The organism is Pseudomonas sp. GW456-12-10-14-LB2, assembly GCF_002884345.1.
Lineage (GTDB): Bacteria > Pseudomonadota > Gammaproteobacteria > Pseudomonadales > Pseudomonadaceae > Aquipseudomonas > Aquipseudomonas paraglycinae.
The window spans coordinates 61935-77832 of record NZ_POHV01000033.1; the positions used below are offsets into that span (position 1 = coordinate 61935).

A 15898-nucleotide genomic window follows, 5' to 3' on the forward strand; every position below is an offset into this window, starting at 1 on the left:
GTCCGGTCTCAAGCTGCCTGTTTTGCCGTGACGAACGCCGCAAGGCTCGCCACGTTGGAGAAATGGTTACGGGTGTCCTTGGCGTCGGCGTCGATCTTGATGCCGTACTTTTTCTGGATCGCCAGGCCGAGCTCCAGGGCGTCGACGGAATCCAGGCCCAGGCCTTCGCCGAACAGCGTCTGGTCGTCGCCGATGTCCTCTGCGCTGATGTCTTCGAGGCCCAGGGCGTCGATGATCAGCTCTTTGATGTCACGGTTTAGATCGCTCATCTTCGGCGAGCTCCTTGATAAAGAATTGGTGCAAATAGTCGTTGAGCTTGCGCGAAGCCTGGGGCGCTGGCCCCTGCGCGGCGAAAGTCTGTGGGTCTATATCGGCCCCGACGTGAAAACTGAAGTGCACGCGGCGACTGGGAATGCGATACCAGGGCTCGGCCTTGGTCAGGGTGGTCGGACTGACCTTGATGACCACCGGGGTGAGGATTTTCGCACCGCGCAGCGCGATGGCCGCCGCGCCCCGATGAAAGGCTGGCGCCTGACCTGGCTGGGTGCGGGTGCCTTCGGGAAAAATGATCAGGGTCTGCCCGCTCTGCAAGGCACCGGCGGCGGCGTCGAGCATGTCCATGCTGCCGTCGTTGCTGATGTATTCGGTGCTGCGCAGCGGGCCGCGAGTGAAGGGGTTTTCCCACAGGCTTTTCTTCACCACGCAGTTGGCACCGCGCACCAGACCGATGAGAAACACTACGTCGATCAGTGAAGGGTGGTTGGCGATGATCATCTGCCCCGGACGGCCGAGGCGTTCGGCGCCCTGAATGTCGTAGGTCAGCACGCCGGTACGGGCCATGAACCGGACAAAAAACCAGAACAGCCGGCTGACGGTCTGGCGTGCCCGTTCGCGATGCGTAATGGCATCGCCCGGCAGACAACCGAGCAATGGAAATACCAGCAGGCGCAGGCACAGACCACCGAGCCCGAACAGGGCGAAGCTGGTGGCAGTGGCCAGCAGACGCCAGTAATAGGCGTCGCGGTTTTTTCCGATCACGGGTTGCGTTGCCAGGTCCATAGACGAGTCTTCCAGGCATGTTGACAATGGGGTTGCTGACCGAGCAGGGTTCGCAGCAGATTCAGTGCGTGGGGCCACTGCGTTTTTGACCGTGCTTCGGGGGCGCTGTTCAGGGTCAGCCGCCAGTCGGTACCGGGGGTGAGCAACAGCCCGACCGCGTAGGGAAACGGTACGTCGTCGATCCACGTCGAATAGGCTTCGGGCGGTTGTTCCTCGGTGATCACCAGCAGCACCGCCGGGGCGCCTTCGTTCAGCAACGTGGCCGCTTCGAGCATGCCGTGTTCGAGGCCGTCGCCAGCCGCAGCGAGTGCGGTCATTTCGCTGGTTTCGCCGCGCATGATCGACCACAGGCCGATGATCGCGTTGTGCACCGACAGGCTGAACTGGGTCGGCGACAGCGGCTGTTCGTTGGCCAGATCGCTGAGGATTTCAAAGGTGCGCGGGGTTTCGCCGTGCCGGGAGACGAACACCAGCGGCAGGTTTTCCCGACCGTCGGCCAGCGGCCAGCCGACACTGAACGCCATCCGCGCCAGACGGCTGAGACGACGGCGCTGCATGGCCGGCAGAAACGAAACATCGGGTGCGGCATCGCTGCTTTCGAGCACGACCGGTTGTCGGCTCCAGGCTTGCCAGGCTTCCACACTGTCGAGCCCGGGAGCCCAGGCGCGCCATTGGGCGATGTTGAAGTTGATCACGGACATTTATCCCGCCCCTGCGGGCTGAGTTGACGCGGTTTCGCCAACGTCGCCGCTGAGCTGATTTAGCCTGAAATGGCATGGCGCGTGGCGCCGGGTGGCGCGCATTATCCCGGTGCGACGAGTGTGTAGCAAATGCTGGTTACATTTTGAACGACGAAATGAACCGAATGGTACGCGGCAAGAGCTATCACTTGGCCATTATCCAGATTGTCGGGTGTCTGTCTGTCAGGCGAATCGGCGATCATCGGGTGTCTTTGCGCCGTATTCATTGGGATATTGGCGCCCGACTCTGTAGTCCGTGCCCATCGAGGTAGCGAACCGGCACCGGGCACCACTACACTCGGTCATTCTTTGATACACGGAGGTTTTGTCATGCGGCGCGTGGTGTTCAATCAGAAAGGTGGCGTGGGCAAATCCAGCATTGCCTGCAATCTGGCGGCGGTAAGCGCCAGCGAGGGTTATCGCACGCTGTTGGTCGACCTCGATGCCCAGGCCAATTCCACTCAGTATCTGACCGGGCTCACGGGTGATGACATTCCGATGGGCATTGCCGATTTCTTCAAGCAGACCCTGTCTTCCGGGCCGTTCTCGAAAAAGAATCAGGCGGATATCTACGAAACGCCGTTCGACAACCTGCACATCATCACCGCCACTGCCGAACTGGCTGACCTGCAGCCCAAGCTTGAGGTCAAGCACAAGATCAACAAGCTGCGAAAGCTGCTCGACGAGTTGTCGGAAGATTACGACCGGATCTATCTGGATACGCCACCGGCGCTGAATTTCTACGCGGTCTCGGCACTGATTGCCGCCGATCGGGTTTTGATTCCCTTTGACTGCGACAGCTTCTCGCGTCAGGCCCTGTACGGTCTGATCGCCGAGATCGACGAGTTGAAGGAAGACCACAACGAAGGCCTGGAAGTCGAAGGTATTGTGGTCAACCAGTTCCAGGCCCGGGCCAGCCTGCCGCAGCAGATCCTCGACGAACTGATCGCCGAGGGCCTGCCGGTGCTGCCGGTCTACCTCGCCAGTTCAGTGCGCATGCGCGAGTCGCATCAGGCCAACACGCCGCTGATCCACCTCGACCCACGGCACAAGCTGACGCAACAGTTCGTCGAACTGCATAACCTGCTCGAAGACGCCTGAAGCCTTGTCAGATGCCCTGGCTGCGCAGCCAGGCCATCAACTGCGGCAACGGGAAAGCCCCGCTCTGACGGGCGACTTCCCGGCCGTTGCGGAACAGAATCAGGCTCGGAATCGAACGAATCCCCAGCTGCGCCGACAACTGCTGATTGGCCTCGCTGTCCAGCTTGGCCAGCCGGCATTTGCCCGCCAGCTGCGCAGCCGCCTGCTCGAACACCGGCGCAAACGACTTGCACGGCCCGCACCACTCCGCCCACACGTCCACCAGCAACGGCAGATCACCCTTGATCTGACTGGCGTAATCGCCTTGCTTGAGCTCGAACGGCTTGTTCAACAGCACCTCGGACTTGCAGCGCCCGCACTTCGGGTGATCGTTGAGGCGCTCGGCGGGAATGCGGTTGAGGCCGTTGCAGGAGGGGCAGGGGATGAGGAGTGGGTCGGTCATGATCGGAATCCGGTGGAGAGCTGATAACTACTAGTTGGAGACGTTTGCTCATATTTTCAATCGTGCAGTGTTTGGCTGTGAGCCTAGGCTGAGATGAACCGGCTTAGTCCGTTGGTCTGCTCGGCCGTATCGCAACTTGCGATAATTTTGATCTGTGATTAACTCCCCATAGCAGAATGCGATAAGGATGTTGCATGCATGTCATCACCGGAAAACGAATACGAGAAGCGAAGGCCAAATGGCCTAACGCAGCTACAGCACTGGACCACTGGCTGGAAGTGGCGAAAGGGAGCAAATCGCCAGATTTTGCGGCGCTGAAGGCCTTGTTTCCAGCTGTCGACAAAGTGGGTGATTTTCATGTTTTCGATATTGGCGGTAACAAGCTCAGGTTGATCGCCTATGTCAGATTTCGACCTCAAAAGTTGTACATCAGACATGTGTTGGATCATCGCGAATATGACCGCGGTAAATGGAAGGAGGCTAAGGCATGAGTGTTCTGATCAAAAAAGCCGCTGAGCACTGGGAGTTCGTTTCGCCCTTGCTGCGCAAGCCGAAAAGCGAAGACGACTACGACAGGCTCGTTCAAGCCCTTGACGAGCTGCTCGAAATGACGGGTGATGATGAGTCTCATCCTTTGATGAGCCTGGTGGATATCATCGGTGACTGGATTGAAGAATGGGATCGCGTGCATCACCCGACGCCTAAACCGCCCGGTTTTGAAGTACTGGGGTATTTGATGCGTGAGCATGGTTTGACCCAGAGCGATTTGCCGGGTGTGGGGACTCAGTCTGTTGTTTCGGAAATCCTCAGTGGAAAGCGCCAGTTGAATCTGCGGCAGGTCCGCTGGCTGGCCGAGCACTTCAAGCTACCTGTGGACGTGTTTATCTGAAAGGAAACCAGTGTGTTCAGAGTCGTGGCCTTTGCACTCTGAGCATGTCGCGCGGCTTTTTCAGCCGGCGCTGTCATCTAGCAGGTTGCCTGACGGGAGGGTGCACGGCTCCAAGACAGGAGACCGTGCGCTTCATGAGGAACAACTGATCTCCAAATGCTTGCCCCACTCCGGCGGCCGTTCCGCGTAACTCTCCATTCCAGGTTGTTCCTCGAATGGATTGCTCAACACCGCGTGCAATCGGCGCACTTCGGAATAGTCACCCTGCTCGGCAGCATCAATCGCCTTCTGCGCCAGATAGTTGCGCAGGATGTACAGCGGATTCACCGCATGCATGCGCGCACGGCGCTGTTCCTGATCGGTCGCGCCATCGCGTGCGACGCGTGCGACATAGCGCTCGCCCCAGGCATCGAAACCCTTGATATCGACGAAGTCATCGCGCAGGCGAGCGACGGCCTGTTCGGCTGACTCTTCGCCCAGGCGGCGGAAGAACAGCGTGTAATCGACGCCGCTGTTCTGCATCAGTTGCAGCAGTTGTTCCAGCAGTTGCTGGTCGTCGTCCTCGGCGGTGGTGAAGCCGAAGCGGCGGCGCATCAGGTCGAGGTAGTGCGCCTGGAACAGCGGCAGGTACAAACCGAGGGTTTCGCGCAGGGCTTCAACGCTGATGAACGGCGTCAGGGCCTGGGCCAGGGCGCTGAGATTCCACTGGCCGACCGGCACCTGATTGCTGAAGGAGTAGCGGCCCTGGTCGTCGGAGTGGTTGCAGATAAAGTTCGCATCGAAATCGTCGAGGAAGGCGAACGGGCCGAAGTCGAAGGTGATGCCGAGGATCGACATGTTGTCGGTGTTCATCACGCCGTGGCAGAAACCGTAGGCCTGCCATTTGGCGATCAGTTCGGCGTTGCGCTCGACGATCTCGCGGAACATCGCCAGATACGGCTCCGGCTGTTCCAGGCATTCGGGGTAGTGCATCGCCAACACGTGTTCGCCGAGCAGCTTCTGCTGCTCGGGACGTTTGGTGTAATAGAAATATTCGAAATGGCCGAAACGGATGTGGCTCGGCGCCAGGCGCAGCACCATCGCGGCGCGTTCCTGTTTCTCACGCCAGACCGGGGTGTCGGAGCCGATCACGCAGGCGGCGCGTGAAGACGGGATGTTCAGCGCGTGCAGCGCTTCGGAAGCGAGAAACTCGCGGATCGACGAGCGCAGCACCGCGCGGCCGTCGCCCATGCGCGAGAACGGCGTCTGCCCGGCGCCCTTCAGATGCAGGTCCCAGTGCTCACCGGCGGCGTTGTAGACCTCGCCCAGCAACAATCCGCGCCCATCGCCCAATTGCGGGGTGTAGCCGCCGAACTGATGTCCGGAATAGACCATCGCCCGTGGCTCGGCATCGGCCCACAACTTGTGGCCGCCGAACAGCTCGGCAAATTCCTGGGTGTCGGCCACTGCCGGGTCCAGATCCAGCAGCGCCAGGGCCGCAGGGCTGGCCACGACCAGTCGCGGATTGTCGATCGGTTCGGGCAGCACGTGGGCCGAGAACGCATCGCCCAGGCGGGCGAAGCGGTTGTCGAAGGTCAGTTCGTCGAGGGCTTTCAAGGGCCGGCTCCAGCAGAATGTCCGAGCATTCTGCTGGGAATGGCCGGGTTAGTCGAGTTTGGCCGGCGGCGGTTCCTGCAAGGGTTTCTGGTCATCGCTGACCGGCACGATGGTTTTGGTTTCCGGCTCGATCGGCACCATCTTGTATTCCTGACCGTGGAGGTTCTTCAGGTAAACCTCCATCTGGCGGAACGAAATGTTGATGTGCTGCTTCTTGAACTCGCGGTTGATGAAGCGGTTGACCTCATCGAGTACCGGGTTGCGGTCGCCGAGATCGCGCACATGCATGCGCAATTCGTGGTCGAGAGTGCTTTCGCCGAAGTTGAGGAAGTACACGTGCGGCTCGGGTTCCTTGAGCACACGCGGGTTTTCCCGGGCGGCCTTGAGCAGCAGTTCCTTGACCAGATCCAGATCCGAACCGTAATCGACGCCCAGTTTCAGGGTCACCCGGGTGATGGTGTCGGTCAGCGACCAGTTGATCAGTTGCCCGGTGATGAACGTCTTGTTCGGGACAATGATGTCCTTGCGGTCGAAGTCGGTGATGGTCGTGGCGCGGATGCGGATCTTGCTCACCGTACCCGAGAGGTTGCCGATGGTAATGGTGTCGCCGATCCGCACCGGGCGTTCGAACAGGATCATGATGCCGGAGATGAAGTTCGCGAAGATCTCCTGCATGCCGAAACCGAGGCCGACCGACAGCGCCGCCACCAGCCATTGCAACTTGTCCCAGCTGACGCCGAGGGTCGACAGGGTCGAGACGAAACCGACCCCGGCGATCACGTACGACAGCAGCGTCGTGGTCGCGTACGCACTGCCTTGAGCCAGATTGAGTTTCGACAAAACGAACACTTCAAGCAGGCCCGGCAAGTTGCGGGCGAGCGCGAAGGTGATGCCGATGATGATCAGCGCGCCGAGCATGTCGCCGATGCTGATCGGCACCATGCTCATGTTGGCGCCGGTGCCGCTGGTGTATTCGTAGAGGGTGATGTTGTCGAGGTACGAGAACACCGTGATCAGGTCGGCCCAGACCCAGTACAGCGCGGCGATGAAACCGCCGAGCAGTGCCAGACGGATCAGGCGCAGAGACTGTTCGTTGACCTTTTCGATGTCCAGGGTCGGCTCTTCGATCACCGCTTCGCCGTCGCCGGCTTCTTTCGCGGCCTGACGTTTGGCCAGGGCGCGCTGGTAGGCCAGACGGCGTGCCGCAACCGCGAGGCCACGGACGAACGTGGCTTCGATCACCAGCCAGAACATCAGCAGGTACAACGTGTTGATCAAGCGGTCGCTGAGCTTCAGCGCGGTGTAGTAGTAGCCGAAGCACACGGCGACGAACAGCGCGATAGGCAGCAGAGTGAACATCACGCCCACAGCCTTGCGGAACAGCGAGGCGTTTTCGTGGGTCGGGCTGCTGATCAGCAGACGGCTGAGCAGCCACGCCATCAGGGCGTAGCAGGTCAGCACAACCGGCATGCCCAGCACATCGTCGGCCAGCGCCGCCGGTTGCAGCTCGGCGACCGCCACCACCGCCACCAGCGCCATGACCACCAGTCCGAGGCGACGCACCCAGCCTTGCAGGAATTCGACCTGCGGCTTTTCCCAGCGGAAGTGCAGTTCCGCCACGCCGCCCGGCGCGAGGATCCGGTAAGCGGTGTAGAACACCAGCCACGCCTGGGCCATTTGCAGCAGCGCCGCGCCCATGTTGGCGTTCTGCCCGCGGGCGTCGATCTGCAACGCCAGCCCGCAGAGGGCCAGGCCCAGCGCCACCGGCATCGCCAGCAGAATATTGATCAGGATCGCCTGTGGCGTATGCCACTGGCTGTCACGCTTGAAGTGACCGATGTCCTGATGAACCTTGTTCAAGCGCGAGTACAACTGCTTGCGGCGCCACAGCAGCGCGCCGATCAGCAGCGCCAGCGGCAGGAACAACAGCGGTCGCTGGGTCAGGCCGTCGGTCAGTTCGCTGAAGCTCGAGGCCAGCGGCAAAGTGTCGATCTGACGCTTGAGGCGCTCCGGCACGCCGCGCATCCATTCGGTGTCCAGCGGCTTGTTGCTCGGAATCCAGAACATCTGCTCGTCGAGGGTCGCGCGCAGGCTTTGCGCGGTGCTCAGCAGTTGTTTCTGGTTCAGTTGCAGGGTGATCGATTCGTTGAGCATCGCGCTCAGTTCGCGACTCAGCCGTTCCAGCAGATCGACGCGAGTGTTGGCCAGCTCGAGCAGGCTCTTGCGCAGTTGTGGCGTGACTTGTTCCGGCGGCTGGGTGGACAGCAGGTTGTCGACGTAGGTCGCCGGATTGCTCAGCTGTTCGCGCTGTTGGTTGATTTCGAACTGGTACAGGCGAATGTCGGCGATCTGGTCCGCCAGATCGCGGTCGACCTTGAGGCGCGGCAGCGCCTGTTTCTGTTTATAGAGAATCTTCGACAGCAGAAGGCTGCCCTTGAGCACGTTGATCTGCTCGTCGAGGGCCGAATCGCTCTGGGTCACGCTGTCCAGCTGCTGCTTGGTCTGCAGGTTCTGTTGGGTCAGTTCGTTGAGGCGGTCGGTGCTTTTGAGCAGGTAGTCGGAGAGCTTGAGGTTGGCCGCGCTTTCCGTGGCGAGCAGGGCGCTGCTGCCGGACTTCTGGGCCTCGATCGACTGCTGCGTCACGGTTTCCTGCGACAGGGTCAGACGTTTCTGGTTGATCAGGGTTTGCAGTTCCTGGATCTCGCGGTCCAGACGGTCGGACTTTTCCGAAAGCAGGTCATGCTGGCTGTTGCCCAGATCCTGCAATTGGTTGTTGCCGGCCAGTTCCTGACGGCGCAGCGGGATCAGCGCGTTCAGGGCGGCCAGCTCGGCGTTGAGCAGGTCGCGCTGCTCGGCGCTGACGGTTTTGCCGGCGTCCTTGCCGGTCTTGAGGATGTTATTGATCTGCTGGATGCGCGTCTGGCTGCTGGAAATCTCGGCCTGGGCACGCTCGGGGCGGGTCTGGGCGGTGATGATCAGGCTGTTGGCGTCGGCCAGGGCCTTTTGCAGATCGCTTTGCTGGGTCGAGCGCTCGGTGAGCATCTGCTCCAGCTGCTGGATGTTTTCCTTCGGGAAGCGCTGCGCCACCGGCACTACGGCGCTGGCCTTGAGGCGGGTCAGTTCGCGCGAATTCTCGATAGTCTGCTTCGGCGCCGTGGCCAGTTGCTGCTTGAGGTCGATCAGCTTCTGTTCGTAGTCACGCCGGTTATTGAGCTGGTTCAGCGTGTTTTGCAGGACCGTCTGCAGGGCCTTCTTGTCGGCCTCGGGCAGTTTGCTGTCGGTGAGCTTGTCCAGGCTGGCCTGCACGGCGTCGCTGGACGGCGGTTCTGCGGCCTGCAGCGGGCCGACAGTAAGACTCAGGCCCAGCAGGGCCGCGAGGAAAAAGGAGCGCAGGGTAGGCATAGAGACCGGTCAAGCAAGTGAGAGTGGACGCAGTTTAGAGGAAGAGCCCGGGGCCCGGGCGACTTCCTTCGGGGAATCTGACGCCCACTTTGCCGATCTTGTTCCCGTCCATGACCGCAACCGTCCAGTGGGTGTTGTTCCATTCCACCTGGTCGCCAACGATAGGTGCACCGCCGACTTTCTGGGCAATGAAGTGGCCCAGGGTCATGTCCGGATCGATGCCTTCGGCGGGCAGGCCGTACAGGGCGGCAACCGCTTTGAGCTGGGCATCTCCTTCGAGCACGAAGTCGCCGAAGAAGCGCAGATCGAGGCCGCGTTGCGGCGCCTGGCTGAACAGTTTTCCGAGGGCCGGAAGGTTGTGTTCATGGCCGATAACACACAGCAAATCATCGACTTCCAGCACCGTACTACCCGACGGATGGAGCAGTTGCTGGCCGCGAAACAGGGCGGCGATACGGGTGCCTTCGGGCATTTTCAGTTCGCGCAGGGGCGAACCGATGCACCATTTTTCCGCGCCGAGCTTGTAAACGAACAGTTCCCACTCGCTGGTGACGTGCACTTCGAGGGCGGCGCGGGAAATCGGCGCCGGCTCCGGCGGTACCGTCACCTTGAGCAGCTTGGCCACCCACGGCAGGCTCGTGCCCTGCACCAGGAGCGACACCAGCACGATGAAGAACGCGAGGTTGAAGTACAGCTGCGCATTCGGCAGCCCGGCCATCAGCGGGAATACCGCCAGAATGATCGGTACCGCGCCACGCAGGCCGACCCAGGAAATGAAGGCTTTCTCGCGACCGTGGAAGGCCTTGAACGGCAGCAACCCGACCAGCACCGACAGCGGCCGCGCGAACAGAATCATCCACAGCGCCAGACCCAGCGCCGGCAAGGCGATCGGCAGCAGATCATGCGGAGTGACCAGCAGCCCCAGCACCAGGAACATGCCGATCTGCGCCAGCCACGCCATGCCGTCGAGCATGTGCAGAATGCCGTGCCGGCTGCGCACCGGCCGGTTGCCGATCACCAGACCGCACAGGTACACGGCGAGGAAACCGCTGCCGTGCAGGGCGTTGGTCAGGGCGAACACCACCAGACCGCCGGCGATCACCAAGATCGGATACAGACCGGCCGCCAGATTGATCCGGTTGACCAGTTGCAGCATCAGCCAGCCACCGCCCAGACCGATCACCCCACCGATGCCGAACTCGCGGATCAGGTGGGTCAACAGGCTCCAGTGCAGGCCGGTCTGGCCGCTGGCGAGCATGTCGATCAGGGTTACCGTGAGGAACACCGCCATCGGGTCGTTACTGCCGGATTCGATTTCCAGGCTGGCGGTCACCCGCTCGTTCAGGCCCTTGCCGCCAAGCAGCGAGAACACCGCCGCGGCATCCGTGGAACCGACGATGGCGCCGATCAGCAGGCCTTGAATAAGGTTGAGATCGAACAACCACGCGGCGGCCATGCCGGTGAGGCCGGTGGTGATGAGTACCCCGACCGTCGCCAGCGACAAAGCCGGCCATAGGGCCACGCGGAAACTGGACACCCGGGTGCGCAAGCCGCCGTCGAGCAGGATCACCGCCAGCGCGAGGTTGCCGACCAGATAGGCCGTCGGGTAGTTATCGAAAATGATGCCGCCGCCATCGACCCCGGCAGTCATGCCGACCGCGAGGATGATCACCAGAATCGGGATGCCGAGACGGGAAGAAAGGGAGCTGACAAGAATGCTTGCGCCTACCAGCAACGCGCCGATCAAGAACAGGCTGTTGATGGTCGTCGCATTCAAAGGCAGTACTCCAGAAGCGGAAAGACGGGCACAAACTGACCATGCAGTCTGCGTGCCAGCGATTCTAACCTGTTGAAATGTGATGCTGTCAAAAAGGTTTTTCAGCTTGGCGCATGATCGTTCCCACGCTCCGCGTGGGAATGCCTTAATGGACGCTCTGCGTCCGCTTCTGGGACGCGGAGCGTCCCGGGCTGCATTCCCACGCAGAGCGTGGGAACGATCAACGCAGAGGGTTAGAGGCTAAACCGCCCAACCATATTGTTCAGATCCAGCGCCAGGCGCGACAGCTCGTTACTCGCCGCACTGGTCTGATTCGCGCCGGTCGCCGACTGCACCGACAGATCGCGGATGTTCACCAGGTTGCGATCCACTTCCCGCGCCACTTGCGCCTGCTCTTCGGCGGCGCTGGCGATCACCAGGTTGCGCTCGTTGATTTCGACGATGGCCGTGTTGATGGTGTCCAGCGACAGACCGGCGCCACGGGCGATGTTCAGGGTCGACTCGGCGCGCTCGGTGCTGTTGCGCATCGAATCCACGGCGTGTTCGGTGCCGCTCTGGATGCTGCCGATCATGCGCTCGATTTCGCTGGTCGACTGCTGGGTGCGGTGCGCCAGGGCACGGACTTCGTCAGCCACCACGGCAAAACCACGACCGGCTTCACCGGCACGGGCCGCTTCGATCGCGGCGTTCAATGCCAGCAGGTTGGTCTGGTCAGCCAGGCCACGGATCACGTCCAGCACCTTGCCGATGTCGCGGGATTCGTTGGCCAGGTCGCCGATCAGGGTCGCGGTGCTCTGCACATCGGCGCTCATGCGTTCGATGGCGCTGACGGTTTCCTGCACCAGATCGCGGCCGTCGCCGGCGGAGGTGGTGGCGTTCTTCGAAGCTTCCGAGGTGCTGACGGCGTTGCGTGCAACTTCTTCCACCGCGCTGGTCATCTCGTTGACCGCCGTGGCGGCCTGCTCGATTTCGTTGTTCTGCTGGGTCAGGCCTCGGGCGCTTTCGTCGGTGACGCTGTTCAGCTCTTCGGCGGCGGAGGCCAGTTGGGTGGCCGAGCCGGAAATCCGCTGCAGGGTGTCGCGCAGCTTCGACTGCATCTTGGCCATGGCCGCCAGCAGGCGCCCGGCTTCGTCGGTGCCGTCCACGTGGATCGGCTGGGTCAGGTTGCCTTCGGCGATGGTTTCCGCTGCATCGAGTGCCTTGGCGATTGGCTTGGTGATGCTGCTGGTCAACAACCAGGCGAACAGGAAGGTCAGGCCGGTGGCGATGATCAACAGGGTCACGACCAGATTGAACGACATCGAATACTGATCCGTGGCGCCCTGATTGGTCTCGGCGATCTGTTGGGTGTTGATCTCCAGCAAACGCGCGAGAGCGGTATTCACCGCTTCGGAATTGGCGAGCAAATCGGTGTTGAGCATCTGCCGCAGTTCGTCGATCTGATTGTTGCGTGACAGAGTCTTCATCCGGTCTTCGAGCTGGCGGTACTGTGCCAGCAACTGCACGTACTGATCGTAAGCCGCGCGTTCTTGCGGGCCATCGATCAGCGGCTCGTAGGCGCGTTGCGCGTCGGTGATCTGCCGGTTGCGCAAATCGAACAGCTCGATGGTTTTTTGCTGGACGTCTGGCTCGCGGTTGATCAGCAACCGATACGACAGCACGCGCAGGCGCAGGGTCAACTGGGTGAATTCGTCGAGGGCCTTGATCGAAGGCACGCTGGCGGTGGCGATGTCTTCGCCTGCTGCGCGGATCTTGCTCATCTGGTTCAGGGCGAACACACCGAGAATCAGCATCAGGCCGCCGATCAGGGCGAAGCCGGTGAACGCCCGGGGGGCGATATTCATATTGCGAAGGGACATGGGGCGTATACCAGGAAGGGCCGCATCCATGCGGGCTGAGACTGCTGTTGGGTGACTTATCGGTCATACGACTAAAGTCTTGAGTCGGTGCGCGTATTTGTCGCATCCGCACGCAAGCGACGAAGTGCAGGAACCAGATTGGCAGATGGCAGTCTCTAAGACTCGCAAGAACGGTCGAGCCGCCAGGAAAATCAAGGCCTTGCGCCGGTTTAACCCTGGCGTCAACGACGACTTTTCTTTATCGTACGCGCCCTTTGAAAAAGCCCCGGAAGATCAAAATGTTGGAAGCATCCCTCAGCCAATTGGAACAGCTCGTCAGCGACCTGGTGCAACAAAACCAGACCCTGTCGCAAACCAACCAGACCCTGTCCACGGAACTGGCCCAGGCCAAGGATGAAAACGAAAGCCTGCAACTGAGCCTGATGGAACAGGAAGAAAAGCACGGCGCCACCGCCGCGCGCATCCAGGCCCTGGTTGATCGCGTCAACGCAGGTCCTGTCAGCGCATGAACCACGGCACAGCAGGGGTAAAAGTCATCTCCATCATGGGGGAGGACTATTCGATCAAGGCACCGGCCGGGGAAGAACAGACCCTGCTGGACGCCGCATTGATGCTCAAGGCCGCGCTGGCCGATACCAAGCGCAAATACCCGACCCTGATCGGCGACCGCCTGCTGGTGCTGGCGGCGATGAATCTGTGCTCGCAGCAGATTGAAATGAAGAAACAGCATCAGGAAGAACTCGAGCGTTACCAAGAGCAAGTCAGCGCCACGGTCGAGACCATCGCCAAGACCATCAATCAGGGTTGATGGGTTGCGCACAACCAAAGAATAAGATTGTCGATTGCGCTGTATACAATCGGCACGGCTGTTGCAGTGTTTCAGCCTCTTATTCTTTGGGGGTGCTCCATGCAGTTCTGGCGTCGCAGTATTCAATGGCAGCTGATCCTCGGTATGGGCACCGCCCTGCTGGTCAGCATTCTGATCGTGGTTGGCATTTATACCCTGGTGGTCAACCGCCTCGCCCAGAGCTATCTGGTCGAACAGGCGCTGCCGTCGAGCATCGAAGCGACGCGCAACGACATCGAACGAATCCTCGTTCAGCCCCTTACCGCCGCCAAGGACATCGCCAGCAACACCATGGTCCGCGACTGGCTGGCCAATGGTGAAGACTCCGCCAAAACGGCGGGCTTCGCGCAGTATCTGGAAGGTATCCGCGCCGAACACAAGGCGTTTACCGCGCTGATCATCGGCACCGAATCCAATCACTACATCACTGAAAAAGGCCTGGATCGCACCCTGAGTCGCGATAAACCGGCCGATGCCTGGTTCTACTCCTTCCTCGACAGCAATCAGCCGCGAACTCTCAACATCGACAACGACGGGGCCACCGGAGAGCTGGCACTGTTCATTGATTTGAAGGTGGAGCAGGCCGGCAAAGTGGTCGGCGTGGCGGGTCTTGGATTGAGCATGAAAGAGCTGTCGGAGCTGATCCACAACTTCAGCTTCGGCGAGCGCGGGAAGGTCTATCTCGTGCGTTCCGACGGTTTGATCCAGGTCCATCCCGAAGCACAGTTCAGCGGCAAGCGCACCTTGAGCGAGCAGATCGGTGGCGCAGCAGCACAAGCGGTCATGGGCCATAAAGTCGCCGCCAACAGCAGCTTCCAGCGCGACGGCGAAGACTTCCTCGCCTTCAGCCTGCCTTTGCGCGATCTTGGCTGGACCCTGGTGGCCGAAGTGCCACAGTCGCAGATCTACGCCGAAGCCCGCCGGGCGATGTGGATGAGCAGCGGCATCGGTCTGGCGGTGGCGCTGGTTTGCCTGGCGCTGGTGATCTGGCTGGCTCAGGGATTGGTGCGACCGATTCGTCAGGTAACAGCTGCGCTGGTAGCAATCGGTAGCGGCGGTGGAGATTTGACCCATCGGTTAGATTCCAGCCGCGCCGACGAACTGGGCGACCTCGCCCGGGGCTTCAACCGTTTCCTTGATAGCCAGCGCGGAATGATCGGCGAAGTGCTGACTACCAGCGAGCGTCTGCGCGTTGCCGTCGGCCAGGTGGCCAGGGTTGTGGATAACACCGCCGAGCGTTCCGGTCGTCAGCAGGAAATGACCGACATGGTCGCCACGGCCGTCCACGAAATGGGCCTGACGGTGCAGGAAATTGCCCAGAACGCCGGCAACGCGGCGCTCGCTTCACAAACTGCCCGAGATGAAGCGATGCAGGCGCGGGAAGTGGTGGGTGGCTCGATTCGCCATATAGAAAGTATGTCCGATGAAATTGGCGTCGCGGCGGGCGCGGTGGGTGAGCTGGCGCATCAGGTGGCGTCGATCGATCAGGTGCTCGCGGTGATTCGCGGGGTGTCCGAGCAGACCAACCTGCTGGCGTTGAATGCTGCCATCGAGGCTGCTCGAGCCGGCGATATGGGGCGTGGTTTTGCGGTGGTGGCGGATGAAGTGCGCACCTTGGCGCGACGGACTCAGGCGTCTACCGACGAGATTCAGCAGATGATCGGCAGCCTCAAGCAGGGGGCGGAGAATGCTGTGTCTTCAATGCGTACCGGGCAGGCTGCGACTGGCACCGGGGTTGAATCGAGCCAGCGTACCGGGGCTTCTTTGACTGCGATTACCGGGCAGGTCGAGCGCATCAGCGACATGAACCATCAGGTGGCGACGGCGACTGAGGAACAGTCGGTTGTGACCGAGGAGATCAACCGTAACGTGCAGGGGATTTCCGATCTGGCCCGGGCGACGGCGGGGGAGGTTCGGGCGTGTCGCGAGGATTGTCAGATGTTGCAGCGGCTGGCGGATGATCTGGCGCGGCAGATGGGTGGGTTCAAGTTGGTTTGAGTGCCAAGAGCCAAAGAGCCCCTCACCCTAACCCTCCCGAAACGTCGGACCGCCCGGAGGGAGAGGGGACCGATTGGGGGATGCTCTGGAGATGCGTCGACCTGAAAGTGCTTCGCCGAATCCATAATCAAATCGGTTTTTCAGGTCGATGTACGGCGCAAGACACCTCGGTCGGCTCCCTCTCCCTC

At 61.1% G+C, this 15898-nt stretch carries 14 protein-coding genes; 6 read left to right on the forward strand and 8 right to left on the reverse strand.

Features of this window, described 5'->3' with window-relative positions; translation table 11 throughout:
- Positions 1–8: 8 nt before the first annotated feature.
- The 3 genes from C1X29_RS21490 to C1X29_RS21500 are packed head-to-tail and all read right to left on the reverse strand — an operon-like array spanning position 9 to position 1760.
- Complete coding sequence (locus tag C1X29_RS21490; protein WP_007952344.1) at positions 9–269, reverse strand: phosphopantetheine-binding protein; 261 nt, start codon at positions 267–269, stop codon at positions 9–11.
- Positions 250–1059 (reverse strand): 1-acyl-sn-glycerol-3-phosphate acyltransferase, encoded by an 810-nt coding sequence (locus tag C1X29_RS21495; protein WP_085746441.1) that lies wholly within the window; start codon positions 1057–1059, stop codon positions 250–252. Before C1X29_RS21495 ends, C1X29_RS21490 begins: the two co-directional genes overlap by 20 nt.
- Entirely contained in the window at positions 1035–1760 is a 726-nt protein-coding gene (locus tag C1X29_RS21500; RefSeq protein WP_085746442.1) for a beta-ketoacyl synthase chain length factor, read from the reverse strand. The genes C1X29_RS21495 and C1X29_RS21500 overlap by 25 nt, the downstream gene beginning before the upstream one ends.
- A gap of 369 nt (positions 1761–2129) precedes the next feature.
- Between C1X29_RS21500 and C1X29_RS21505 the strand changes: the two genes are divergently transcribed.
- The gene (locus tag C1X29_RS21505; protein WP_102718313.1) at positions 2130–2900 is read left to right on the forward strand and encodes a ParA family protein; all 771 of its coding nucleotides are present in this window, start codon (positions 2130–2132) and stop codon (positions 2898–2900) included.
- A 7-nt stretch (positions 2901–2907) separates the two neighbouring features.
- Here C1X29_RS21505 and trxC read toward each other — a convergent pair whose 3' ends face one another.
- The gene (trxC, locus tag C1X29_RS21510) at positions 2908–3342 is read right to left on the reverse strand and encodes a thioredoxin TrxC (protein ID WP_102686828.1); all 435 of its coding nucleotides are present in this window, start codon (positions 3340–3342) and stop codon (positions 2908–2910) included.
- A gap of 194 nt (positions 3343–3536) precedes the next feature.
- Here trxC and C1X29_RS21515 point away from each other — a divergent pair, with 194 nt between their 5' ends.
- Both C1X29_RS21515 and C1X29_RS21520 read left to right on the forward strand, forming a co-directional pair.
- Positions 3537–3833, forward strand: coding sequence for a type II toxin-antitoxin system HigB family toxin (locus C1X29_RS21515; protein ID WP_102718314.1), 297 nt, complete (start codon positions 3537–3539; stop codon positions 3831–3833).
- Entirely contained in the window at positions 3830–4231 is a 402-nt protein-coding gene (locus tag C1X29_RS21520; RefSeq protein ID WP_039766491.1) for a type II toxin-antitoxin system HigA family antitoxin, read from the forward strand. The genes C1X29_RS21515 and C1X29_RS21520 overlap by 4 nt, the downstream gene beginning before the upstream one ends.
- Before the next feature lie 132 nt (positions 4232–4363).
- Here the strand turns inward: C1X29_RS21520 and selO are convergent, their stop codons facing one another.
- The 4 genes from selO to C1X29_RS21540 all read right to left on the reverse strand — a co-directional run bounded on the left by selO (position 4364) and on the right by C1X29_RS21540 (position 12865).
- On the reverse strand, positions 4364–5827 hold the full coding sequence (selO, locus tag C1X29_RS21525) for a protein adenylyltransferase SelO (RefSeq protein ID WP_064382865.1): 1464 nt from the start codon (positions 5825–5827) through the stop codon (positions 4364–4366).
- A 48-nt stretch (positions 5828–5875) separates the two neighbouring features.
- Positions 5876–9229, reverse strand: coding sequence for a mechanosensitive channel MscK (gene mscK / locus C1X29_RS21530; protein WP_085746445.1), 3354 nt, complete (start codon positions 9227–9229; stop codon positions 5876–5878).
- Between the two features lie 34 nt (positions 9230–9263).
- Complete coding sequence (locus C1X29_RS21535; protein ID WP_007952327.1) at positions 9264–11006, reverse strand: potassium/proton antiporter; 1743 nt, start codon at positions 11004–11006, stop codon at positions 9264–9266.
- A gap of 233 nt (positions 11007–11239) precedes the next feature.
- A complete protein-coding gene (locus C1X29_RS21540; RefSeq protein WP_085746446.1) occupies positions 11240–12865 on the reverse strand; it encodes a methyl-accepting chemotaxis protein in 1626 nt (541 codons plus the stop codon).
- A gap of 278 nt (positions 12866–13143) precedes the next feature.
- Here C1X29_RS21540 and C1X29_RS21545 point away from each other — a divergent pair, with 278 nt between their 5' ends.
- From C1X29_RS21545 to C1X29_RS21555, 3 genes are all read left to right on the forward strand, one after another.
- Positions 13144–13374 carry a hypothetical protein gene (locus tag C1X29_RS21545; RefSeq protein WP_064592964.1) on the forward strand — a complete coding sequence of 77 codons (231 nt, stop codon included), beginning with the start codon at positions 13144–13146 and terminating at the stop codon, positions 13372–13374.
- On the forward strand, positions 13371–13673 hold the full coding sequence (locus tag C1X29_RS21550) for a cell division protein ZapA (protein ID WP_007952314.1): 303 nt from the start codon (positions 13371–13373) through the stop codon (positions 13671–13673). The genes C1X29_RS21545 and C1X29_RS21550 overlap by 4 nt, the downstream gene beginning before the upstream one ends.
- Positions 13674–13772: 99 nt before the next feature.
- Complete coding sequence (locus tag C1X29_RS21555; protein WP_102718315.1) at positions 13773–15710, forward strand: methyl-accepting chemotaxis protein; 1938 nt, start codon at positions 13773–13775, stop codon at positions 15708–15710.
- Positions 15711–15898: the final 188 nt, after the last annotated feature.

Coding starts and splice junctions, on each gene's coding strand:
- C1X29_RS21505 (WP_102718313.1), top strand. CDS start 2,130: ATGCGGCGCGTGGTGTTCAATCAGAAAGGTGGCGTGGGCAAATCCAGC.
- mscK (WP_085746445.1), bottom strand. CDS start 9,229: ATGCCTACCCTGCGCTCCTTTTTCCTCGCGGCCCTGCTGGGCCTGAGT.
- C1X29_RS21490 (WP_007952344.1), bottom strand. CDS start 269: ATGAGCGATCTAAACCGTGACATCAAAGAGCTGATCATCGACGCCCTG.
- C1X29_RS21500 (WP_085746442.1), bottom strand. CDS start 1,760: ATGTCCGTGATCAACTTCAACATCGCCCAATGGCGCGCCTGGGCTCCC.
- C1X29_RS21550 (WP_007952314.1), top strand. CDS start 13,371: ATGAACCACGGCACAGCAGGGGTAAAAGTCATCTCCATCATGGGGGAG.
- C1X29_RS21555 (WP_102718315.1), top strand. CDS start 13,773: ATGCAGTTCTGGCGTCGCAGTATTCAATGGCAGCTGATCCTCGGTATG.
- trxC (WP_102686828.1), bottom strand. CDS start 3,342: ATGACCGACCCACTCCTCATCCCCTGCCCCTCCTGCAACGGCCTCAAC.
- C1X29_RS21495 (WP_085746441.1), bottom strand. CDS start 1,059: ATGGACCTGGCAACGCAACCCGTGATCGGAAAAAACCGCGACGCCTAT.
- C1X29_RS21520 (WP_039766491.1), top strand. CDS start 3,830: ATGAGTGTTCTGATCAAAAAAGCCGCTGAGCACTGGGAGTTCGTTTCG.
- C1X29_RS21515 (WP_102718314.1), top strand. CDS start 3,537: ATGCATGTCATCACCGGAAAACGAATACGAGAAGCGAAGGCCAAATGG.
- C1X29_RS21545 (WP_064592964.1), top strand. CDS start 13,144: ATGTTGGAAGCATCCCTCAGCCAATTGGAACAGCTCGTCAGCGACCTG.
- C1X29_RS21540 (WP_085746446.1), bottom strand. CDS start 12,865: ATGTCCCTTCGCAATATGAATATCGCCCCCCGGGCGTTCACCGGCTTC.